Origin of the sequence: Agrobacterium genomosp. 13 str. CFBP 6927 (assembly GCA_900012615.1) — a bacterium.
In the GTDB taxonomy this organism is placed as follows: domain Bacteria; phylum Pseudomonadota; class Alphaproteobacteria; order Rhizobiales; family Rhizobiaceae; genus Agrobacterium.
This window is the reverse complement of sequence record LT009757.1, coordinates 1,457,851-1,481,372: the sequence shown is the minus strand read 5'-3', so window position 1 is coordinate 1,481,372 and position 23,522 is coordinate 1,457,851. Positions and strand designations below refer to the sequence as shown.

Genomic DNA, 23,522 nt, shown 5'->3' with positions numbered 1-23,522 from the left:
TCATGCTCCCGCGGGTAGAAAGGTTACGCTCTCGAAATCCACGCCCACGCGTGACCCGAGATCGAGCGCTCTTCGTGTTTCCACCGAAATAGTCGAACCATTCTCAAGCCGAAGGTTTTGGGTCCAGGCTTTGCCCATGAAGCGGCGGTCTTCCACCGTCGCATCGGTAAGAGCGTTGCCGCATTCGCGGATCACTACCTGTTCGGGACGCACCACGAGCGTGCCTTTGCCGCTGTGGCTCTTTCCAGTCATGGCAAACCTGGACCCGTCCGCCATCACGAAGCCGGTCTCGTCAAAACTGCCTTCGAGAAAGTTGGCGCTGCCAACAAATTCCGCGACGAAGCTGTTTGCCGGTCTCGAATAGATGGTCTCCGGATCTGCGAGTTGTTGCACGATGCCATTCTGCATGACGGCGATCCGGTCCGACATCTCCAAGGCCTCCTCCTGATCATGCGTGACGTAGATCGCGGTCAGGCCGAGGCGCTTCTGCAGATTGCGCAATTCATGGCGAAGGGTCACGCGGAGGCGCGCATCGAGATTGGACATGGGCTCATCCATGAGAAGCAGCGGCGGGTTTATGACGAGCGCGCGCGCAAGCGCGATGCGCTGCTGCATGCCACCGCTCATTTCTGCAGGAAAGCGCTTTTCAACGCCATGAAGCTCGACTTGTGCCAATGCGGCCTGGACTCTTTGGGCAATTTCGCCTTTGGAAAATTTGCGCAACTTCAGCCCGTAAGCGACATTATCGAACACGGTCTGGTTCCGCCAAAGCGCATAGTTCTGGAAGACGAATCCGATATTCCTGTCCCAGGCGGGAAGCGTGGTCACGTTCTGTCCGTTAAACAGGATCTTCCCGCCATTGATCGGGTGAAAGCCTGCAATGGCGCGCAACAGCGTGGTCTTGCCGCAGCCGGATGGTCCGAGCAGCGTGAAGAATTCACCGGGCCTGATCGTGAAGCTGATGTCTTTCAGAACCGCGTGATTGCCGAAGGTCTTGGAGACAGCGTCGATGACGACCTCGCAGCCCTGGGTTGGAGTCTTGGAAGATGAGGTTTCAACCACCGGATTTTCCTCGAATTTGGCCGTAGCGCACAATGAAATAGAGCGGGATATAAATGATCAGCATCAGCAGGATGGTCTGCGCCGCAGAGACACCGAAATCGGCATCCACCAACGTGTTCTCGAAGATCACGGCCGTCATTGGCTTCCATGGCGGGCGATAGAGAACGATGGTGGAAGACAGCTCCGTGACGATGTGAAGAAAGGTCAGCGTCGCTCCTGTCACGGCGCCCGCAAGCACTAGAGGTGCGGTAATGGTGACGAACACCCTGAGTGGCCGCGCTCCAAGGCTGATCGCCGCCTCTTCGAGTGCGGGATGAACCCGCCGCAGCGCGGCCTCTGATGCCTTCACCGTGAAGGGCAGGTTGCGGATGAGATAAGCAAGGACGAGGATGAACCATGTGCCGGTCAGCTGCAGCGGCGCCTTGTTGAACATCATGATCAGGCCGATACCGAGCACCGTGCCGGGAATGACGTAAGGCATCATGACGGTCAGGCTGAGAACAGGGGCGATGACCCGGTAGCGCTTGCGGATAATCACATAGGCGATCCCCAGACCAATCGCGCTTGCGGCCAGCGTTCCGGCGATGCCGAGCGACAGGGTCACCCATGCCGGTCCCATGCCGGTACGCAACATGGTCGTGTAGTTTGCGAGCGTGAAGTTTGCTCTGGGCAGGCCGACACGCCATTCCATGAAGCTGGAGACCAGCACCGTCAGGTGGGGAGTGAATGCCATGAGGAGAGCAATCGTAACGGCGCCAAGCACCAATGCATGGCCAAGAGGCGAGAGCGGCTTGCGTTCCAATACGCGCGATGAGACCACGGCGAAACCGCGGCGCGCCAGATAAATCTGCTGCGCCATCAGGAACAGGCTGGAAATAGTGATGAGGACCATCGATCCTGTTGCCGCAAGCGCCGGATTGCGGCCCGCCTCGCTGAGGAAAGAGGTGTAGATCAGAACCGGCAGGGCGTTGACATCGAGACCGATGATACGTGGCGTACCGAAATCCGACAGAGCCGCCATCGTTGCAAGATAGAGACCGGTGATGATGCCGGGAAGTGCAAGCGGAATTTCCACCGACATTCGAACGCGAGGCGGCTTGGCGCCAAGGCTTTCCGCCGCCTCGATATGGCCGGCATCCAGACTTTGAAACGAGCTGTGGCTGAGCAGAAAGATGATCGGGAAGACCAGCCACGTGATAACCCAGATGACGCCATGTAGGCCGACAATCGAGACATCGAGGCCGAGATAGTTGGTCACAACGCCATTGCGTCCAAGAAGCAGCCGCCAGGCATACGCGCCGAGAAATGGCGGCGACACAGAGGCCATGGTGACGAGGAAGACGATAGCCGTGCTTCCCGCGACCCTGTAACGCGCAATAAGATAAGCGAGCGAAACGCCGATTAAGGCGGCAAGCCCGGTGGACGTCAGCGCAATCAGCAGGCTGTTTATTGTGGCGGAGAGGGTTTCCGAGCGCGTGAAGAAATCAATGTAGTGGATTGGAGAGAGCGACAACGCCTTGTTTTCGAAGGTGATGTAGGCATTGGCGGCGTGAGACAGCAAGACGGAGTTGGCAGACTGCGCCTTGATGTCTAAAGGTGCGGGAGCGGTGGTGGCGAAGAGCCCGCGGGGCGCTTGCTGCGAGAGCGTGAACCGAGCGGAGCCCAGATCGAGTTCAAGCAGCCCGACCTCGTCCTTGCCAACCGAAATCGGCTCTTGCGAAGAGAGGCGCAGCGTTAGGTCATCCAGGACGTCGACAGTCAGACTCTCCGTCGAATTCAGCGATATGGCGAGGCCGTCAAAGTGCTTCGCCACGTCGTAGCGGCTGGTCATTTCCGGGACGGATTGTAGTCCATATCTATTGTGCAGCAGGGTGAAACGACCGCCCTCCTCGAGGAGGGAGGCGGCCATCAGACGAATTTGCGGGACGATAATCGTCAGGCCGCAGACCACGAGCGCGACGATGGAAAAGATAAGCCAATTGTCGCGCAGCACCTTCATTTCCCGCGAAGCTCCTGGAAGCGAGCGACGACGACGGGGCGCGGATCAACCGCGGAGACAATGGTCAGAGAGGACATGTCGGGCAGGATGGCTGGTGGTGTTACATCCTTGCGTGCCGAACGACGAACGGTGGCGTCGCGAACGATTTCATGCGCAGTCTTGCTGCCGAGAAAATCGATGAAGCTCTTTGCATCGTCGATGTGCTGCGCACCCTTGACGATGGCCTGGGCATCGATCTGACCGGTAACGGCATCGGTCGGATAGACGATATCGATCGACAGACCCTGGGCCTTCCACTTGGCGCCGAGATCCTCGTTGATCCAGCCAACGGCCGCTTCACCGTCGCGCACCGCGTTAAAAGCGTCATCGGAGCCGGGTGCGATGCGCGTACCCTTGACCATTTGACCGACGAAATCCCAACCGAAATTGCCGGCAAGGGCAGAAAGGATGACGTAGCCTGTACCGGATTTCGCCGGGTCTGGAATAATCAGGCCACCGTCCTTTGCGAAGTCATGCGAGACGAGATCCTTCTGCGTCTTGGGTATCGAGCCTGCCTCTACACGCTTGGTGCTGACGATCAACGGCTGCAGCAGCACCGTGAACGGATGCCAGATGTGATTGGGATCGGTCGTCACCATGTCGGCGTCGGACTTGCTCTCGTAAGCCTGGAAGAGCGTGGCATTTTCTTCGAAGGTCTGCGTCGGTCCGCCCCACATGACGTCTGCCGAGGAATTGCCGCCTTCGGCGCGAAGGCGCTCGATGAGTTCGCCCGTTCCGCCGCGCACGACGGTCACCCTCACATCCGGATTCGCCTTGGCGAAAGCATCGAGGATGGGAGCCGATGTTGCCTCCCCATGAGCGGTGTAGACGACCAGTTCCCCGGCATTCGCAATACTAATGATTGATGCCGACGCCAACGCGCCCGCTATGATCCGCCGCAAGGTCCATTTCAGCATGACTATGTTCCCTTTTTGAAGTCACTGAGAAGAAGGCACCTCAATTAATTCCATTAACCGGATTAAAAATCAAGCTGCCTTTTTCGCTGATTTAGGGAGCTTTCGTAACAGTATTATGACCATAACTTAGTCTTCACATATCCTGAACTGCTTGACGCGTACAAATCACCCTGATAAATTCCATTTAATAGATTAAATAGGAACCAGACCCCCATGAGCCTGATGGGCAGCAACCACACATATTCGGGCCGTTACAATCGTCGCCTCGTTTTCGACCTTATCCGGTCTGGCGACGGCATCAGCCGGCGGGACCTTGTTGATGTGACGGGTTTGAAACCGCAGACAATGTCCAATATCTGCAAGGACCTGATCGACCGCTCGCTGGTGATGGAAACAATCCAACAGGAGGGTGCGCGCGGCGCACCGCAAAAGAAGTTGCGGGTTCGCGCCGAAGCGGGTTGCTGCCTGGGCATTCATGTGGATCGCGATGGGCTTTTGGGTATCGTCTGCGATCTGGCGGGACAGGAACTGGGGCGCGAAACCGCATCGGCATCGCTCGAAGATCCATCCGATACGATCCGCGCCATCGCCGACATGACGCAGCGTCTGCGCTCTGTTGCGGTGGATCGTGCCGCCTGGGGCATCGGCATTGCGATGCCGACACTGCAGGAGGCGGAATTTGAACATCCTGTCGGTCCGCCGGGCTGGAATGCGTGGAGCCGCATACCGGTGGCGGAAGCCATCGAAGATGCATGCAATCTCCCCACCATCATCGAGAATGACGCGACCGCCGCAGCGGTTGCCGAACTGAGGGCTGGCAGTGCGGCAGGGCTGACCCATTACGTCCATATCTTTGTCGGGCATGGACTTGGCGCCGGCATCATCAATGACAGCATGCCGCTTCAGGGATTTTGGAATAATGCTGGAGAAATCGGTCTCCTGACTTGGCCTGCGGAACTCGCCAATCCAGATGCGGCGGGGCAGACCCCTTTTTCCATCGACGAGCTTGCAGCGATGCTGTCGTGCGAAAGCAGGGAGATTGCGCGGCCTGGCGCATTAGAGAAACTTTACACTCAACGCGACAGTGTTCTCATGCGGTGGCTCGATCTTAATTCAAAGCGTCTGCGGTTGCTGGTTTCGCTGCTTGAAAACATCATGGACCCGCAGACCATCGTGGTCGGAGGGCATTTTCCGGCAGTCCTCACCAATTCCCTGATCGACCGGGCCTACCCGCTTTTGCCGTCCGTCAGCGCCCGCAGCCACCGGGATATTCCCCGGCTGCGTGCCGGCGCCCTGGGACTGGAGGCCGCCGCCATCGGCGCGGCCATGCTGCCCGTTATTGCCCATGGCAGCCCGGACTTCAGGCGTCTCTCATCCATGCGCGGACGCAGCCAGACTATCGATTTCGAAAGACGCTTTGATCGGGTCGCAGGCGCGCCAACGGATGACGACACGTCTTCCTGATTTGTATAACTCTCGCCGACAGGACTAAAACATGAAAATCGCAGTCGCCGGGCTTGGCTTTCGGCTTGCAAATGTCATTGCCTCCTTCCGCAAGGCCTGCCCCGAATTGGAAATCGTCGGCCTGATGGATCCCCAGCCTGCAGGACTGCCGGCCATTCTGTCTTCCGGTCTGCAGGAGCCGCGACGTTTCGAGACCATGGAGGCGATGTTGACGCAGACGCGGCCGGATCTCCTCATGGTCGGCTCGCCCAATCTTTTCCATCTGGATCATATCACCGCCGGATTGCGCGCCGGCGTACGGGTTTTCACGGAAAAGCCAGTGGTTATAGATGAAGACCAGACAATGAGGATGGCACGGCTGCTCGCTGAATATGGCAGTGACAGCGTTATGGTGGGCCTCGTACTGCGTTATTCCGACCTATACCGGGATCTGCGTGCGGCACAGGCTGAAGGTCACATCGGATCGATCACGTCGATTGAGGCATCCGAGCATATCGCACCTTACCACGGCGCCTTTTTCATGCGCGATTGGCGGCGGCATACGCGCTACGCAGGCCCCTTCATCCTGGAAAAATGCTGCCACGACATCGATCTATATGGCAGCGTTGTAGGGGAGCGGGCGATGGCCGTCGCCAGCTTTGGAGGCCGAAAGTCCTTCATTGCGGAAAACAGTCCGGATCGGCTCTCGGCGTTTCAGCAGCAGGAGTTCTATAAAAAGCCTAGCGGTTGGCTCGAGAGCGCCGCCGTCTTCGAGAGCGATGGTGATATTATCGACTATCAGACGGCGATCGTCGAATATCAGAGCGGGGCGACGATGTCGTTTCATACCAACCTCAACGTTCCCGATCAGTTTCGCCGCTTCTGCGTTATCGGCAGCAAGGGAATGGCCGAGGGTGATTTCATCCGCAATCGCTTCGAGGTTCATTCCGCCGTAACGGGGGAAAAGCTTGTTGAGCGACGTTACGAAGGGCATGAAAGCGATCACTATGGCGCCGATGACCAGATGGCCTCGGATATCTACAGGCATCTGACAGAGGCTGCATCGCTGCCCGTCAATATCGTCGCGGCTTTGGAGGCAGGGCTCGTGGCAATCAAGATCGATGAGGCACGCCGTGCACGACGTACCATCGAGCTTGCCGAAACCTGGCAGCGCTTCGACGACGCGCTCCATACCTCACATGCTGCTGCTTGAGGGGCGCGATTATGACCATGCCAGCCCTTTCATCGTCCGTCATCATCCGCAACGCCCAACCGTCCGATGAGGCGGCGATCCTCGACATCTGCCTGCGCACTGCCCATCGGGGTCAGGACGGATCGCATTGCTATAGCGACCCGAGACTTCCAGGTTTGGTATGGGCCCTGCCCTATGTTCGCTTCTGTGCAAAAAATGCCTTCGTGCTGACGAAGGACGGAGCCGTCATGGGCTACTGTGTCGCGGCAGCCGATACGACTACCTATGAAGACTGGCTTGAGGCCGAATGGTGGCCGCACGTGCAGGAAGAGCTTCTCGATTTCTCAGCGCGAACGCCAGAGGATGAAAATGTTCTTTCCTACATTCAAAGCGCGCCACGGACACCTTCTCAGGTGAAGGACCTCTATCCCGCTCATCTGCATATCAACCTTCTGCCCGAAGTTCAAAATGGCGGTCATGGATCGACGCTACTGCGACATCAACTGGATGCGTTGCATAGGTCAGGCGTGGAAGGCGTCCATCTGGGCGTGAACCAGCACAACGAAAAGGTCGTCGGCTTTTACGCTAAATTCGGCTTCGTGGAATTGGATCGAACACCATCGATCCTGATGGGCAAGCGGCTAGTTAGATGAACCATTTAAGGCGCGTCGGGATCCTCCAGATTCCCTCTTAAAGCTAGAACGGCCTTATTTTCACAGTTGGAGTCCTGAGGCCGCTTAACGCTTTCGTGCAACAAATTTTAGGAGGCAAACTGGCCTCTAATAGCCCGCCACCTTATCGCATATTGGCTTTGTTCTTGATGCAAATCGAACCTGCGACCCGCCAGTAGTCGCGGAGGCTCTGAATGTTTAACGAAAGCCGATTCACTCTCGCCAGATTTCCATTTTCCAACGCGAGGTCGACCGCTTGATGGACATGCGGCGACACAGCCATCATAGTGTCAAAAAAGAGCGGCGCTCCGAACTGGTCTGCTAAACGGCATTATCGGCAAAACCCGGCGAAGCATCTGCGCCGATCTGAACCGCGTGGGAGGGTAAGTCGCGCAGTACGATCTGCGGGCAGATGAACAGCCTGAAACAAAAAGTGGCGAGATAACAGAAGAGATTGTCAAACGTCCTATCGTCACTTGTGGACGGGCCTACGGGCGAAGCAAGAGTTCGCAAAATCATTCGCGCTTGAGCCATTACGGGTTCGATCTGCCTGCTGGCTCGGTTGGATGCCCTTCTCACATCAACGGATTGTGCGGTTATGGAGGATAAGGCTAATGGAATTGAGATTTCTCAGTGAGGCTTTTCTCGCCTTCATCCTTTCCGCCGCAATCGTCTCCGCCCAGCAGGCGTCAGACACGGTGGCACCCGAGAAAGCCACGGTGGTCGCAACTGCCAAACGTGTCGAGTCAAGGAGATTTATGGTCGCGGCAGCCAATCCGCTGGCGGCTGTGGCAGGACGCGACGTGATTTCTAAGGGCGGCAACGCCATAGATGCGATGGTGGCGGTGCAGACCGTGCTCGGCCTCGTTGAACCACAGAGTTCTGGTCTCGGAGGCGGCGCCTTCCTCGTCTATTACGACGCAAAAACCGGCAAGCTGACGACGTTGGACGGCCGGGAGACAGCGCCGATGGAAGCGACGCCAAAGCTCTTCCTGGATAACAGAGGTCAGCCGCTAAAATTCATGGACGCAGTGGTCGGCGGTCGCTCTGTTGGCACGCCAGGAACTGTGCGACTTCTGGAAGAGGCCCACAAACGCTATGGAAAGGCGGAATGGGCAAGCCTGCTGAAGCCGGCGGAAACGCTGGCGAGCGAGGGCTTCAAAGTGTCGCCGCGTCTTGCCTCCCTGATAGCGTCGGAGGGAGATCGGTTGAAGAAATATGCGGAACCCCGCTCCTATTTCTTTGACACGTCCGGGGTCGCCCTCCGGAACGGTGCCTTGTTGAAGAACCCCGCTTACGCTGAGACGCTTTCTGCGCTTGCAAAAGGCGGCGCCGATGCCTTTTACAAGGGGCCAATTGCCGAGGCGATCGTCAAGACTGTGCGCGAGGCGGCCGACAATCCCGGCGTGCTGTCGCTGGCCGATCTTTCCAATTATCGCGTCATCGAACGTGAGCCACTCTGCTTTATCTATCGTGGTCTTGACGTTTGCGGCATGGGAGCGCCATCGTCGGGTGGCATCGCCGTTGGCCAGATTCTCGGCATCGCGGAGAATTTTGATCTCAAAACTCCGGGGCCAGAAAATGTTGCCAGTTGGCGCATTATCGGCGATGCACAGCGTCTCGCCTTCGCCGACCGCGAGCGTTACGTCGCCGACCCCGATTTCATGCCGCTACCGATCAAGGGTCTGGTGGACAAGTCCTATCTGGGCGAGAGGGCAAAACTGCTCGACGGCGACAAGGCGTTGGCAAACGACACCGTCAAGGCCGGCGAGCCGGAATGGGACCACGCGCTACTTTTCGGCCGGGATGCCGCACTGGAGTTGCCTTCTACAAGTCATTTTGTCATCGTTGACACGGAAGGCAGCGTGGTCTCGATGACGACGACGATCGAAAATGGCTTTGGCTCGCGTCTCATGACGAACGGCTTTCTGCTCAATAACGAGTTGACGGACTTTTCCTTCAAGACCCATGACGGCGGCCTGCCGATAGCCAACCGCGTCGAGCCCGGCAAACGGCCGCGCTCCTCCATGGCGCCGACGATCGTGATGAAGGACGGCAAGCCGCTGCTCGCCATTGGTTCGCCTGGTGGCAGCCAGATCATTGGCTATGTGGCGCAGGCGCTGATCGCTTATATCGATTGGGGAATGCCCGTGGAGGCAATCGTCGCCCAGCCGCATCTCATCAACCGGTTCGGCACCTACGACGTTGAGGCCAACACCAGCGCTGAAAATCTGGTAGAGGGGCTGAAAGCGCTGGGCTACGAGGTTAAACCGGGTGAGATGAATTCCGGTTTGCACGCTATCGAGATAACCACCCAAGGTTTGGCTGGCAGCGCCGACCCACGACGCGAGGGAATGGTTACTGGGGAGTGAGACGCTCCGTCTGCGGAAAGCGGTCGGCCCGAGAAGACTGAGCATACCGCTTGCTGGGCTAGGATCGATGGTTGAAACCATGCTTACCATTCTCTGTTTCTGGGCTATCTGCCAAGACATGACCTATATCTTGCAGTCTGCCCATTGACCGAAGGTCGATTGCAAACCTCAGCCTGGATTTTCACCGGCCAGCATGCGGGCATAGGGCTCACTTTCCATCGCGAGAGCGCAGTGTTCCGCAATGCTATTGAAACCTGTTTTGGAGGCTTCAGCCGGAACGGCATTTCCCATCTGGCCTGCATGCCCTTCGATCCCGAACGGGCAAGCAACCTCGACCAGACGCTCTATACACAGCCAGCGCTCCTGCGCTGGCAATATGCCCTTGCTGAGATGCTGCGGAGCTGGCATCTTGCGCCCGATCTCGTCTTCGGCAACTCGGCCGCCGAATTCGTCGCCACCGTCATCCTGCATTTGAAAGCGCGGGGGCTTGCGGCGTTCATCTTCATCGCGCAGTTTCCAGAAACCGGGATCGGCAGGGTGAGCAAGAAAGACCTGCGCGAACGGGTGAAGCAATCTCACCTTCACGCTGACCTCGACAACGGAGACCAACTCATGCCTTCAGCGAAAGACCTCGGCATCCGGGCCGAAACGCCCACCGATTGCCAAAACCTCGGCGACATCCGCCAGGCGATCGACACGATCGACCGTGCGCTTATCGACCTGCTAGGCCTGCGCATGGGCTATGTCCTGGAGGCGGCCCGTTTCAAGCCAGACGTCGCAAGCATACCCGCGCCCGAGCGAGTCGCTGCCATGCTACCGGAAAGGTGCCGCTGGGCGGAGGAAAACAAACTGGACCCGAATTTCGTCGTACCACTGTTCAGCCAGATAATTCAATGGTTTATCCAGCAGCAGATTCGCCATTGGGAACAAAAGAACGCGCCCCTGAACAAGGCGGAGTAGGACATGGCGGAGGCACATTTCCCCGCAGTTTGCGCGAAGCGGCCGATGAAATCGCGCGTTTCATCGGCACGCGGCCAATCGTTCCATTTTTGCTGCAAGCAGTGACGTCGAAGTTGTTTGGTTTTTTGGTAAAATGCGACGCCCTTTGATCCAATGGGCTGTCTCCGCTTCGTCAACACCTCCTGCGAAAGTGTCAGCTGATACTGTTATGTCAGCGAATCCATTTGTTGCCGGGCGATGTCGAGCTTGTTTCGAAACCTCTTGCCGGTACTCATTAGCACCGTCTGTATTTTCAGAGGGTGGCGTTTCCAAAAAATGTCGTCATAGTCGATATAACCGACGACACATATGTGTTTGGTATTGCGATGAAGTGCGCCAAGGTCATCTACCCCGCTTGAAACGACGTCAGGCCAATCCGGCGAAATCTGGATCCCCCCTATTTTTATCCATGCAAAAGGTGATTACACCTATTGCAAGGGAGCGCTTGAAACCTCCACTCGAAAGTCCTTAATCTGAAGACTTGGATCAACAGAAGTTTGATCTGCTCTTGGGGTGAATCTGGGAACAAGGCTTACAACGACGTTGCTGGTCAATTTCCCGCGCAACCGTGCTTGGTTCGTTGCAGCGAACCTGAACGTCGAGCCTGCCCCGCCATGATGATCGCCATGATCAACAGTCAGGTTGAAGAGGGCAATGGAACCGACCTTGTAGTCGCCGGCGCCAGCCTGTTGGCCTTCCGGCAGGTTCACAAAAACGTCGAACCCGGTAAGGCCATTCGCTGGCGAATCCAGACGGACGCCTTCGAGAACGATAATGACCGATGTGGCTTCGCGCAGCGGTACAGAGTTGAACACGCTGTTCAAACGCGGATCACTGTCGCTAGGCAATGCAAACGCAAGGCTTACTCCCGACGTCGGTACGGTCACCGAGGTTGCTGCATTCAGGGCAAGAATGCTTCTGCCAAACGGGCGGGCATTCGCTGAGATTGTGCGGGAAACCGGTGGGCGCTTTGTCACCTGCGCAACTTTCTGGGAAAACGGAGCCTCCAAGCTTTCATAGACTTGGCCGAGTGGCGAGGTGGAATTCATGTCCAGGGTGCTCGCGACTGGCTTGTAATCCGCGTCCTGATCGATCGGGAACGCGAACTTGCCAGCGGCAAACGATGTAGCCTGATCCGGCGCTTTGCGTTTGAGAGAAATCCAGGCCGTGAAGAGTCGATCGATATTGCAGTGATGTAGCCAGAATATCGGATCCCGGGCTGCGGTCGGCACGCGCCCCATATCCGATATGGCGCCGCCCGCCACGCCGATATGTATGTCACCGTGCTCACTTCCTTCTAAGCCTGTCTGAAAGCCGAAAAAAGAGGTGTCATCGAGCGCTCCTGACGATGACGAAAACCAGACATCATCCCCGGCTTGGACAGCTGAATCCCTATTCCTGTTGTAGAGGGAATTCTTTTCCTTCTTCCCTGCGTCTAAAAATTCTTCCCGGAAGATCGCGGGAAGGGACGGATTTTTATACCAGTCCCAATAGGGAAGCCGGAGTGTCGGGACGCCGGAAAGTTTTTGCAAATTCCTCTCTATCGCCGCCAGGTAAGCGCGGTGCCAGATGAAAAAGAGACTTTCGTCGTTATGGCACTGAGACCAGTAGGCCTTAATCGTTGCAGGCAATTTTCCGGCATCGGGATCGTTAGACGGGATCCCATGAATGGCTGCATAATTAAACCATCCAACTTTCTGATCTTTTGGACGGTCGTAAAGCTTCTGAAAAGCAAGTCGCAGCGACGCTACCTTCTGAGGGTCTTTGGAAAACGTCTCGATATCCTCCCTCGCGCCTGATCCCGCTGCACGGGCAATGTCGAAGCGATTGATGCCCATCAGGATCGCCGCCGTGGTCGCTCCTGCTACAAAACTGCGTCGATGCATGAGTTCGCCTCCATATCTTAAGCGAGTACTTTCCGCCAAATTCAACCCATAGTAAAGTAACCGTCAGTGATTTGTTTTTTCATGATGGGCGCAAAAAGAACTGAGAACGGCTTCGATCTGTTAAGATGGGCGGTGGAAGTTGAGGGGCCGCGCTAAACTCGTATCGGCGCCACATTTTCGGGCGCAGAGATCGATATTAAGGCAAGAACAGGGTCGTAGATCTTCTGCGCCGGGCAGACCAAGCTTCGCCAGTTGTTTGAAACGACTACCGCGGTACCGCCATTGTCCAGTTCTGCGTGGCGGCCGAGCGGTTCCAAAGCCAACGGTAAGACATTTGCAGAAGGGTTTCGTGGGTGTCGCTCGCCAGCATCAAGAAGAATGATTAGATCGGCAGCGATGATCAAGGACAGGTTGTGAGCGATGACGAAAAGAGTGCGGCCGACGGCCAGAGCCGAAATTGCTTGCTTGATCGCCTCCTCGTTTTCCGGATCGACAGCCGAAGTCGCTTCGTCAACTGAGGAAAGCGGGTAACCTCCGCGACCACTTCCGCCTTCTCAGCCAATTTCGGTCACTGGGTTACAACTTCGCCTGGTCGTAAGCGCGCCGGCGCGCTGTGATGGTATCCAGATTGTCGTGGACCCAGAAGTTAAATCCCTCAAGGGCACGCAAAGCTCCGTGGCCGATCTCTGTCAACTCATATTCGACACGCGGCGGCACTTCGGGAAAGTAGTGACGCACAACAAATCCTTCGCGCTCGAGATTACGCAGCGTGAGCGTCAGCATGCGCTGGGTGATCTCACCGACCTCTTTTTTCAATGTCGAAAAGCGGAGCCGATGATCTTCCGCGAGAGAAAGACGCCAAAGAACCGGCACAGTCCATTTGTCACTCAGCAGGCTGCAGATCCCGTTTGACGGGATGGGTCTGAAGTGTCTGTCGTTTTCTGATCCGCGCGATGGGTCGGCATCGATCTGCTCTTCCAAGGGTATCATCCTTGTGCCTGATGCTGAAAAATGTGCCGTCTTCCGGCAGCACAACATTCGTATATATAGACGGTCCTGGTTTAACGCGAGGGCTTCAAGTGACCAATAGCAAGCATCCCATTCTGGTTTTCGGCGCTACCGGAAGGCAGGGAGGATCTGTCGCCAAAGCCTTGCTGAAGGCAGGATGGCCTGTTCGCGCACTCGTTCGGGATTCCACCAAAGCTGCATCGCTACAGTTACGGGATGCAGGCGTGGAGCTTATCCAGGGTTCATTTGAAGAGACCAAAGTAATCCGCACAGCGATGAAAGACGCCTATGGCGTCTTTAGCGTACTTCCAGCCAGCCTGGCTGCCGAAGACGAAGTCCGTCATGGTATATCGATTGCGGATATCGCTGCCGAAACCGGCATCAACCATTTTGTTTATTCGTCAGGCGCCAGCGTGGGGAATGAACTGACAGGCGTTCCGCGTTTCGACGCCAAGCCTCGTATCGAAGCCCATATTCGACAGCTCGACATGACGACGACCATCATCCGGCCGATGATTTTCATGGAAATGCTGGTGCGACCTGGCTTCGGTCTGGAGGAGGGCCGGCTGGTGTCCCTGATCCGACCCGACCATTCCATTCAGCTCACCGCCGTGGAAGACATCGGCAGGTTTGTCGCTGCCGTGCTTGCCGACAAATCACGCTTCGGCGGCGCAACACTTAAAATCGCCAGTGATCGACTGACCGGCCCCGAGCTTGCGGCTGCCTTCAGCGCAGCAGCCGGTCGCTCGATAGCCTATGAACGGTTTCCGGACGATGTTTTGGCTGCAAACGCTGATCTCGCGCATATGGCAGAGAGCCTGGTAGACGGGCCGCTCGCCGAGCTTGTCGATCTGAAAGTCATGCGCGAAATTAACCCCGACCTTCTCACTTTCAGGTCCTGGCTCGCTGGCAATGGGCGTAAGCTGCTCGATGCAGCCTTGCAACCGTCGGTCTAGGGACATACGCCAGCCTCAATAATGACAAGCGAACCACAATGCAACCTAGCAGACGCTTGCAGTTCATCAGTCGCGCGCCAGGGCCTCGATCGGGTCCAACTTTGCCGCATTGCGGGCCGGAAGGAAGCCGAAGACGATTCCGATCAGGGTTGAGCAGGCGAAGGCCACCATGATGGAGCCCGAAGAGAAGATCATTTTGAAGTCGGGGCTCAGCAAATTGAAAAGAGCGCTGATCCCGAGGGCGAGCATCACTCCCATGAAGCCGCCGACAAGGCAGACCATGACGGCCTCGATCAGGAACTGGGAAAGGATGTCGCTGCGGCGCGCGCCGACGGCCACACGAACGCCGATCTCCTTGGTGCGTTCGGTCACGGATACCAGCATGATATTCATCACGCCGATGCCACCGACAATCAGCGAGATCACGGCGACTGACGAAATCAGCAGCGTCAGGGTCTGCGTGGTGGTCTCGATAGTCTCGCGAATGGTCGCCGAGTTGGTGAGGAAGAAGTCTTTCGCGCCATGCCGACGCTCGAGAAGGCGCGAAACTGCGGCCTCGACATTGCCCGGATCGACATCGTCTCTGATACGGACCGTTATGCCGTCGACGTTCGGACGACCCAGCATGCGGCCCATGACGGTTGTGTAGGGCGCATAAACCGTCAACGTATCAACCGCCGGGCCGAAGGAGTTTTCCCGTTTCGTCACACCCACAACCCTCGCCGGCATTGTGCCCAGAAGGACGACCTGCCCCACCGGGTTAACCCGGTCTGGAAACAGGTCTCGCGCGGCGTTTGCGTCGATCACCACATTCTGGCTGTAGGCGGTAACGTCCTGGGCGTCGAACAGTTGTCCATGCGCCAGCTCAAGACCCCGTACACGAAAGAAGTCGGCGCCAACTCCGGTGACTGACGCATTTACGGCCACGGCGGCGCGCTTGACAGTTACGCTCGTCGTGACGGTTGGTGTCACGCTGTCGACATAGGGCTGGTTCACCAGCGCTTCTGCATCGGCGGGAACCAGCGTCCGTATCTTGCCCGCTTCCAGATCGCCGAAGCCTTTCCCGGCCCGCACCTCGATCGTGTTGGTGCCGAGCGAACTGATACTGCTCAGGATTTGTTGCTGCGAGCCGGCTCCCAGTGCCGAGATAGCCGCCACCGAGGCGATACCGATGATGATGCCGAGCATGGTCAGAAGCGAGCGCATCTTGTGCGCCCATATTGCCGCGCCTGCCATGCGAAAGGCTTCGGTCATCCGGTCAATTGCGCCACGCCAGCCAGCGCCCGGCGCGTGCTCGCGGATGGGGCGGGCCGTCGCGGCGGATTTGGATATATTGCGCTCGTCGGAAATGATAACGCCGTCGCTGATCTCGACAACCCGATCCGCGTGTTCCGCGATCTTCTTGTCGTGAGTGACGAGGATGATGGTGTGCCCTTCGGCGTGAAGCTCGCGCAGGATCTTCATGACTTCGGCGCCGCTGTGCGTATCCAGCGCTCCGGTCGGTTCATCGGCCAGAATTATCTCGCCGCCATTCATCAGGGCGCGGGCAATCGACACCCGCTGCTGCTGGCCGCCCGAAAGCTTGCCTGGGATATTGCCCGTCCGCTCGGCGAGGCCCAGCCGGGTCAACAAGGAGATCGCTCGCTTGTGCCGGTCGGATCGGCTGCGTCCGGCATAAATGGCCGGCACCTCGACGTTGCTGGCCGCGCTGAGATCGCCAAGCAGATGATAGCGCTGGAAGATGAAACCAAAACGCTCACGGCGTAGCGCCGCCAGTTCGTCAACGGACATCTTCGAGGTCTCGCGTCCTTCGATCCAGTAGCTGCCGTCCGTCGGACGATCGAGGCAGCCAAGGATGTTCATCAGCGTCGACTTGCCGGAGCCAGAAGCACCGATGATGGCCATCATCTCGCCGGCCTCGATGTCGAGGTCGACGTCTTTCAGCACTCGCACCATCTCGTCGCCTGCGGGGAAAGCGCGGGATACCCCACGTACGCGGATCAGTGGTTCCGTCATAGCGCGCCCTACCGTTTCGCCGCGGCCAGTTGAGCCTGGCCATCCGTGCGTTCGTCCGTGGATGCACCCAGAACGATGGTCTCGCCTGCCTGAAGACCGCTAAGGATCTGGATGTCCGCGCCGTTATCGATGCCGACCTGGACCTGCCGGATCTGGACCTCGCCCATCGCGTCCAGTATGCGCACACGCGCCGTATCGCCGGCCCGGGGCGCCCCTTCCACCGCACTGAGCGGAACCAGCACGGCGCCGCTGACGCGGCTCAAGACGATGGACACCTGCGCCGTCATGGAGGGCCGCAGGACCCCGTCCGCATTCGCCACGTCGATCAGCCCGGTGTAATAGACCGCACCGTTGGTTGAGCCAATCCGGCTCGCCGCGGCGTTGCTCTCGTTGGCGATGGAGGCCGGGGCCGGTTCCACCTGTCGCAACTCCCCATCGAAACGACGCTTCGGATCGCCAAGAATGCTGAACCAGACCGGCAGGCCCCGCCGCACACGCACGACGTCAGCCTCGGAGATATCCGCGCGCACCGTCATTGTGTCCAATCGTGCGATCATGACGATGGTCGGCGCGGTCTGCAGGGCATTCACGGTTTGGCCCTCGTCGGTGACGATCGCGACCACCGTGCCGGCGATTGGGGCAGTGATGCGGGTATAGTCCAGTTCTATACCCGCAGACTCCAGCGCGACCTGCGCTTGGGCGACCTGAGCGTCCAGCGACTGAACCTCAGCCCGCGCGGTGTCTCGCATCGCAACCGCAGCGTCATACTGGGCGCGCGGCGTGGAACCACCTGCCAGCAGGTCACGCTCGCGCTCGAAATCCTTCTCGGCTTTCACCAGACCGGCGCTGCGCGCGGCGTGAACGGCGCGGATGTTGGCCAAAGCGGCCTCGCGGTCCCGCAAGGTGTTGCGCCGGGTCTGGGAATCGATCTCGGCCACCAATTGGCCAGCCTCGACGATGTCACCGATCTTGACAGCCAGATGCTCAATGCGACCCGAGGCCTGAGCGCCGACACGCACCAGCTCGAGCGGTTCGAGAACCCCGGTCGCCAGCACCACCTCTTCAATGTCACCCGTTCGCGCCTGCGCTGTCACCAGTTCAAGCTTTGCCGGCGGACGCAGAAACAGCAGCCAGACGCCCAGCAGACCGACAAGGGTTGCCGCCCCCAGGATCAAACGCTTGCGGGTAATGTGTCGTGTCATTTAGTCGTGGCCCATGCTATTGAAATTTGCGGGCTTTCTCTGTCACGAGAGTTACCTGAAAATTACGGAGAGCCGTCGTCGCGCCTATCCGTTTGGCACGCGCTGGAAGATCAACCGATCAGCAAAGAGTGCTTGCAATGTGGATGGCGTGCCAAAGATTGTGCGCCAGACATCAAGCGATCGCGGCCGTGCTCAGCCAACGTCGACGAACGAAGATGCCTTGACCAGTTGGCGCAGACGACGGGCCCTACCGCTGCTGGAAAACGCGCTTCTCGCGCCAGCGTACGGCAAATGTGCTGCCCTTGCCTGGAGCGGACGAAAGCTCAACGTAGCCGCCGTGACGGGTGACGATCTCGTTGACCATGCTGAGCCCCAGGCCCGCACCTGAGCCGTGAGGGCTGATCCGGTAGAACGGCTCGAATATGCGCGATTGCTTATCGCCGGCAATTCCGCAGCCCTGATCGGCGACAGCCACGCTGCCGTCAGCCTCAATACTGACCGATATCTGTCCTTTGCCGCCTCCGTACTGGACTGCATTACGCACCAGATTGACGAATGCACGCTCCAGAGCTTCGGCATCGCCGGGAACGAACAGGTTTTCCGCATCGCTATCGAACGAAATATCGTAACCTTCGGCGATCGCCAGGGGAGCAAGGTCGGCAACCACCTTCGACACAACGCTGTTGAGATCGACGGGTGCATTCTGCTGGGGCTTCTGCCGGTACTTCTCGGTGTCGAGAAGCTGGTTCGCGATCGCTGTAAGTCGCTTGATGGCCGTCTGCAGGTGTGTCTTGTCCGCACCTGGTGAAAGCGTATCGATTCTTACCTGCAGGACAGCAATCGGCGTTCGAAGTTCATGGGCCGCGTTGACAAAGAAGCGCTCCGTCGCCTCGAAGCCGCTGTCGAGACGACGCAGTGCCCTGTTGATGTCGCGCACCAGACGAAGCACCTCAGTGGGCAAGCCCCGCTCTTCCACCAGGGCGCCACGTGTGTCGAGATCGATCCTGTCGAGACGCCTGGTCAGATCGCTGAAGGACCGCAAAGCCAAGCGTGTGACAAACGGGACGCCAATCAGGGAAATGGCGACGAGGATCAGCGCCGGCACGCCGATGGCAAGGTTCCCCAGCAGCACGGTCACACCATATTGGGACATCGAAACGCCGCCGGCAAAAATCGTGGCCTCACCGGCCTCTGTATCGAAACGCTCCATGCGGGCGACACTCAACGGATCATTCAGGTCACCATGGAGCTCGACACTTCTGAACGTCCGCAGGAATGGCATGTTGTCGGCAATTTTCCCGGGAGGCGCGCCGTGTGCAAGGACAGTATCTTTTCCAAGGTCTGCCACGAACCACAGGTCAGGCGCGTCCTCCATAATCTCTTTAAGCTCGGCCGTCGGAACCAGATGAGGTCGGCCATTCGGCTCGAGACGAACCGAGTCTGCGATTTCCTGAGACAGCCAGATGGACGTGATCGCCACATCGGGCTTGAGGCCAGAAAGGAGATAGAAAACCAGGCTGAGCGAGGCTATGACCGCGCAGAGCTGCAGGACAATAAAACCAAAAGTAAATCGCCAGCGAAGGGATGTGCTGGTCATCCTATTTCTGCTCATGAAGGTAGTAGCCTATGCCACGAATGTTCTTGATAACAATGTCGGCCTCCGCTTCGCCAAGCTTTCGGCGCAGGCGAGACATGTTGGACTCCAGTGAGTTCGACTGGATCTCATCGTCAAAGGAATAGACCTGCCCCTCAAGGGACGAGCGCAACACGGTACGACCACGGTTCCTCAGAAGAGTTTCGATGATGAGCAGTTCCCTGCGGGTGAGCGCAAGTCGGACGCCGTTGACATGCACATCGCATGAAACCCGGTCATAGGTGACGTTTCCTGCCGACAGGACGAATGGGCCAGCTGTCGGCACCCGCCTCAGCACAGCGCTCATTCTGGCAATCAACTCGGGAATTTCGAACGGCTTCGGCAAATAGTCATCGGCGCCGTCATTGAGGCCGGAAATTCGCTCGTCGGTCGACCTCAGAGCGGAGATAATGATCGATCGCGTATTTGAACCCGTGCGGTGCAAATCGGCGAGGAAGGTACTGCCATCGCCATCCGGCAGTTGCCGGTCGATAAGGACAATATCGTAATCCGCCATGGCGATTGCTTCCCGCGCCATCGCCAGATCTCCAACAGCATCCAGCACGATGCCATGCTGCGAGAGGGCCGTCCTCAAGGCATCCGTCATTTCCGGATCGTCTTCGATAAGCAGAAGTTTCATAGTGGCCTGATCGTGCAAGTCCCGGACAGCTGTTCTCAAGAATTCTAACAGCAAATTTATATGTATGTTTCGGATAAACTCGACTGCCATGACCGACTGGCCGCCAAGTCAATCGGCGGTCCAGATGTCCGGCACCGGGGAACCGAAACCTGCTGAGTATCCAGCCGGCTTTCAGCCCCCGGTCGCCAATACCAGCCCCTTATCGGCAGCGGCCGTAGTTATCCCGATATCTGCAACCGTAATCGCGTCGGTCCCGATTTTCCCAGCGATCGCGGCGGTTCCTGTCGTTTCGTTCACTGATGTTCCCAATGACAGCCCCTCCAGCACCTCCCGCGGCGGCTCCCACTGCAGCACCTTGCCACGTGCCGCTTGCCAGCCCGCCAATGATGGCGCCACTGGCCGCACCAATACCGGCGCCCTTTTCCGTCTGGCTGCAAGCCGTCAGCGTCAAACAAACGAATATGCCTGAAATGATCTTTTTCATGTCTGTCCTTTCGATCCATCGCCGCTACGGTCGCCCGTCGACCATTGAGACGCGCCAAGGCGGCGACGTATGGCCACCGAAAATTACGTGGAAGTTACGCAGAACCCTCGACACCGACACCAGTCGAAAGCGCAAACTCGTGTAGGATGCGCGTTTTCGCGATCAGCAATTCTCAGGTAATTCCGCCCGCCCGATCGACAGGCTCCAACGTTGCACCGTTCACCACTGCGTTTGAGGATAGTGGATCGAAATCCCGCTCCTAAATAGCCAAATCGACTGGAAGAGGATCAGTCAATCCTTTTGGGCTCGAAGCCGAGTTTGCGGCAGAACTGAAAAAGCAGCAGCCCCTTGCGGGACCAGAGATTGCGCCGTGAACAGTAAAAAATTGCATTATTATTGAAACGAATGTTGCAATAATACATCTGGAGATTCACTTGCATCATATTCGGGCAAACCGCCCCGTATTTCTGCAAACAACCTGACATCGATCGGTTGTTGTTTTTCCAAGTCCCCGCGCCGATTGCTTTTTTGCCCATGCGTCCCTCATCATTTTCGCACCTGAAAAATACGCTGAGCGAATAAATTTCAGGCACTAGCCCATTTCTCGAAGAATCCGCCGTGCAAATTTTCAATGCGACAAGATCAAAAAAGCATTCTACATTTGCACTCAGCGTCGAAGAGCAAACTTTGGACGCATCAACAAAGGGGAACGTCTTCATGAAAATGCGCATTCGTCATCTGCTGATCGGCGCCGTTGCAGTCACCATGTCCTTCGGTGCTGTTCAGGCGAAAGACCTCGTTGTCGCCACCGACACCGCGTTCGTCCCGTTTGAATTTAAACAAGGCGACAAATATGTCGGCTTCGATATCGACCTGTGGGACGCGGTCGCCAAGGACATAGGCGTGACCTACACGCTCCAGCCGATGGACTTTAACGGTATCATTCCCGCACTCCAGACCAAGCAGGTTGATGTTGGACTTGCCGGCATCACCATCAAGGACGAACGCAAGAAAGTCATCGACTTCTCCGACGGTTACTACGACAGCGGGTTTCTCCTGATGGTGCCTGCAGACAGCAAGATAGCCGGCCCGGCCGACCTTAAGGGCAAGACGCTGGCGATCAAGACCGGCACTTCGGCCGCCGATTATGCCAAGTCGAACTTCAAGGATACGGAACTACGTCAGTTCCCGAACGTCGACAACGCCTACATGGAGCTTCAGACTGGCCGCGTTGACGCTGCAATGCACGATACGCCGAACGTGCTCTATTACATCAACACCGCCGGCGGCGGAAAGGTGAAGGCCGTCGGCGAGCAGATGATGGCGCAGCAATACGGCATGGCGTTCCCCAAGGGCAGCGATCTGGTCTCCAAGGTGAATGCTTCGCTGACCAAGCTGAAAAAGGATGGCACCTACACGGCCATCTACAAGAAGTGGTTCGGCGCAGAACCGAAGCTCTGATCCATCCCCCGGCTCACGCGCGCTGGTCTTGCCGGCGCGCTTTCAAGGACAAAGAAGATGGAATTTGACTGGTCGGTGGTCGTCGAGGCCCTGCCCGCCCTGCTGGGCGGCGCGCGCCTAACCCTTCTTATTGCCCTGGCGGGCCTTGCCGGCGGCATCCTCGTCGGCACGCTTGCCGGGTTCATGCGCGCCTACGGCAACTGGCTGCTCAACGTCATTGCATTCATTTACGTTGAAATCGTCCGTGGCACGCCTATCGTCGTGCAGGTGATGTTCATATATTTCGCGCTTCCCATGCTGGCGGATGTACGCGTCAACCCAATGACAGCGGCGATTGCATCGATCATCTTCAACGCCGGCGCCTATATCGCCGAAATCGTTCGCGGCACGTTGCTGTCCGTCAACAAGGGGCTGAAAGAGGCGGGAATGGCGCTTGGCCTTCCGATGTGGAAGGTGCTCGCTTATGTCATCGGCCCGATCGCCTTTCGGCGAATGATCCCCCCGCTCGGCAACCAGTTCATCGTCAGCCTCAAGGACACCTCGCTGTTCATTGTCATTGGCGTCGGCGAACTTACCCGTCAGGGGCAGGAGATCATGGCCTCTAACTTTCGCGCCGTGGAGATATGGACCGCCGTGGCTATCCTTTATCTCCTTATGACCGGCGTCCTGACCATGGTTCTTCGCTACACGGAAAAAAGGATGCGGATCCTATGAGCATTGTCGAATTCAGGAATGTAACCAAAACATTCGGCCCGATCACGGTCCTCAGAGATGTAGACCTTGGCATCGATGCAGGCCAGGTCGTCGTGCTGATCGGCCCTTCCGGCTCCGGCAAATCGACGCTGCTGCGCTGCATTAACGCACTTGAGGAGATAGACAGCGGCGACGTCGTCGTGGACGGCATCAGCGTGAAAGAAGGACGCTCGCGCGTGCGGCTGATCCGGCAGGAAGCGGGCATGGTCTTCCAGCAGTTCAACCTATTCCCGCAGATGACGGCGCTTGAAAACGTGGCGTTCGGCCCGCGCCGCGTGCGTGGCGTCAGCAAGCTGGAAGCGCAGCAACAGGCAGAGTCCCTGCTCGCCAAGGTGGGACTGGCGGAGCGTGGCGATCATTATCCATCCGAACTGTCCGGCGGACAGCAGCAGCGTGTCGCGATTGCCCGTGCACTTGCCGTCAAACCGAAACTCATGCTGTTCGATGAGCCGACCTCGGCGCTGGACCCGGAATTGCGGCAGGAAGTGCTGAAAGTCATGCAGTCACTTGCCGAAGAGGGTATGACGATGATCGTCGTGACCCACGAAATTGCCTTTGCCCGGCAGGTCGGCACACGGCTGATCTTCATGGAGGGCGGCAAGATCACTGTTGACGGCGATCCGGCGACGCTTCTCGACAATCCCGAAAACCCCCGCCTTCGTGAGTTCCTGCAGCATGTCCATTAATATTTCCAATCGGCTTGCAGCCATCACCATTGAAGGTGACAGCCATGGCATTGGCGCCGCGCTTGGCCGCCAGGGGGCGCGACGGCGCATCATCATCTCGTTC

At 57.8% G+C, this 23,522-nt stretch carries 20 protein-coding genes; 9 read left to right on the top strand and 11 right to left on the bottom strand.

The genetic code is table 11. The features are described 5' to 3' along the window. Genes AGR13A_RS21075 through AGR13A_RS21065 form a run of 3 tightly spaced genes read right to left on the bottom strand, consistent with a single transcriptional unit; the run spans position 1 to position 4,017 of the window. Positions 1-1,062, bottom strand: a complete 1,062-nt coding sequence (locus AGR13A_RS21075) for an ABC transporter ATP-binding protein (protein WP_080839207.1) — start codon at positions 1,060-1,062, stop codon at positions 1-3. Further along, positions 1,055-3,061, bottom strand: a complete 2,007-nt coding sequence (locus AGR13A_RS21070; RefSeq protein WP_080839204.1) for an ABC transporter permease — start codon at positions 3,059-3,061, stop codon at positions 1,055-1,057. Before AGR13A_RS21070 ends, AGR13A_RS21075 begins: the two co-directional genes overlap by 8 nt. After that, complete coding sequence (locus AGR13A_RS21065; protein WP_080839200.1) at positions 3,058-4,017, bottom strand: extracellular solute-binding protein; 960 nt, start codon at positions 4,015-4,017, stop codon at positions 3,058-3,060. Before AGR13A_RS21065 ends, AGR13A_RS21070 begins: the two co-directional genes overlap by 4 nt. A gap of 213 nt (positions 4,018-4,230) precedes the next feature. Here AGR13A_RS21065 and AGR13A_RS21060 point away from each other — a divergent pair, with 213 nt between their 5' ends. The 5 genes from AGR13A_RS21060 (at position 4,231) to AGR13A_RS25175 (ending at position 10,655) form a co-directional block, all read left to right on the top strand. Continuing rightward, on the top strand, positions 4,231-5,481 hold the full coding sequence (locus tag AGR13A_RS21060) for an ROK family protein (protein ID WP_080839198.1): 1,251 nt from the start codon (positions 4,231-4,233) through the stop codon (positions 5,479-5,481). A gap of 31 nt (positions 5,482-5,512) precedes the next feature. After that, entirely contained in the window at positions 5,513-6,673 is a 1,161-nt protein-coding gene (locus AGR13A_RS21055; protein WP_080839196.1) for a Gfo/Idh/MocA family protein, read from the top strand. 11 nt (positions 6,674-6,684) lie between these two features. Next, on the top strand, positions 6,685-7,305 hold the full coding sequence (locus tag AGR13A_RS21050; RefSeq protein WP_080839195.1) for a GNAT family N-acetyltransferase: 621 nt from the start codon (positions 6,685-6,687) through the stop codon (positions 7,303-7,305). Positions 7,306-7,937: 632 nt separating this feature from the next. Further along, positions 7,938-9,695 carry a gamma-glutamyltransferase gene (ggt, locus tag AGR13A_RS21045; protein WP_080839193.1) on the top strand — a complete coding sequence of 586 codons (1,758 nt, stop codon included), beginning with the start codon at positions 7,938-7,940 and terminating at the stop codon, positions 9,693-9,695. A gap of 144 nt (positions 9,696-9,839) precedes the next feature. After that, positions 9,840-10,655 (top strand): isochorismate lyase, encoded by an 816-nt coding sequence (locus tag AGR13A_RS25175; protein ID WP_139786107.1) that lies wholly within the window; start codon positions 9,840-9,842, stop codon positions 10,653-10,655. Positions 10,656-11,122: 467 nt separating this feature from the next. On the opposite strand, the gene AGR13A_RS21035 is transcribed toward AGR13A_RS25175, so the two are convergent. Then, complete coding sequence (locus tag AGR13A_RS21035; protein WP_080839192.1) at positions 11,123-12,580, bottom strand: tyrosinase family protein; 1,458 nt, start codon at positions 12,578-12,580, stop codon at positions 11,123-11,125. Between the two features lie 576 nt (positions 12,581-13,156). After that, entirely contained in the window at positions 13,157-13,570 is a 414-nt protein-coding gene (locus tag AGR13A_RS21030) for a winged helix-turn-helix transcriptional regulator (RefSeq protein ID WP_080839190.1), read from the bottom strand. An 89-nt stretch (positions 13,571-13,659) separates the two neighbouring features. On the opposite strand from AGR13A_RS21030, the gene AGR13A_RS21025 reads away from it, so the two are divergent. Beyond that, a complete protein-coding gene (locus tag AGR13A_RS21025; protein ID WP_080839188.1) occupies positions 13,660-14,544 on the top strand; it encodes an NmrA/HSCARG family protein in 885 nt (294 codons plus the stop codon). 66 nt (positions 14,545-14,610) lie between these two features. Here the strand turns inward: AGR13A_RS21025 and AGR13A_RS21020 are convergent, their stop codons facing one another. The 6 genes from AGR13A_RS21020 to AGR13A_RS24775 form a co-directional block, all read right to left on the bottom strand. Next, on the bottom strand, positions 14,611-16,560 hold the full coding sequence (locus AGR13A_RS21020; protein WP_080839187.1) for a MacB family efflux pump subunit: 1,950 nt from the start codon (positions 16,558-16,560) through the stop codon (positions 14,611-14,613). A gap of 8 nt (positions 16,561-16,568) precedes the next feature. Then, positions 16,569-17,762, bottom strand: coding sequence for an efflux RND transporter periplasmic adaptor subunit (locus AGR13A_RS21015; RefSeq protein WP_080839185.1), 1,194 nt, complete (start codon positions 17,760-17,762; stop codon positions 16,569-16,571). 247 nt (positions 17,763-18,009) lie between these two features. Beyond that, positions 18,010-19,359: a sensor histidine kinase gene (locus AGR13A_RS21010; protein ID WP_035225418.1), complete on the bottom strand. Its 1,350-nt coding sequence runs from the start codon at positions 19,357-19,359 to the stop codon at positions 18,010-18,012. 1 nt (position 19,360) lies between these two features. Continuing rightward, positions 19,361-20,125: a response regulator transcription factor gene (locus tag AGR13A_RS21005; RefSeq protein ID WP_308400311.1), complete on the bottom strand. Its 765-nt coding sequence runs from the start codon at positions 20,123-20,125 to the stop codon at positions 19,361-19,363. Between the two features lie 109 nt (positions 20,126-20,234). Further along, the gene (locus AGR13A_RS21000) at positions 20,235-20,519 is read right to left on the bottom strand and encodes a YMGG-like glycine zipper-containing protein (protein ID WP_080723233.1); all 285 of its coding nucleotides are present in this window, start codon (positions 20,517-20,519) and stop codon (positions 20,235-20,237) included. A 287-nt stretch (positions 20,520-20,806) separates the two neighbouring features. Further along, complete coding sequence (locus AGR13A_RS24775; protein ID WP_139786106.1) at positions 20,807-21,250, bottom strand: hypothetical protein; 444 nt, start codon at positions 21,248-21,250, stop codon at positions 20,807-20,809. Between AGR13A_RS24775 and glnH the strand changes: the two genes are divergently transcribed. From glnH to glnQ, 3 genes are read left to right on the top strand one after another with little or no spacing between them, the layout of a single operon-like run. Then, positions 21,237-21,980, top strand: a complete 744-nt coding sequence (gene glnH, locus AGR13A_RS20995; protein WP_080839183.1) for a glutamine ABC transporter substrate-binding protein GlnH — start codon at positions 21,237-21,239, stop codon at positions 21,978-21,980. The genes AGR13A_RS24775 and glnH overlap by 14 nt on opposite strands. A 57-nt stretch (positions 21,981-22,037) precedes the next feature. Further along, entirely contained in the window at positions 22,038-22,694 is a 657-nt protein-coding gene (gene glnP, locus AGR13A_RS20990; RefSeq protein WP_080839180.1) for a glutamine ABC transporter permease GlnP, read from the top strand. After that, complete coding sequence (gene glnQ / locus AGR13A_RS20985; protein ID WP_080839178.1) at positions 22,691-23,419, top strand: glutamine ABC transporter ATP-binding protein GlnQ; 729 nt, start codon at positions 22,691-22,693, stop codon at positions 23,417-23,419. Before glnP ends, glnQ begins: the two co-directional genes overlap by 4 nt. Positions 23,420-23,522: the final 103 nt, after the last annotated feature.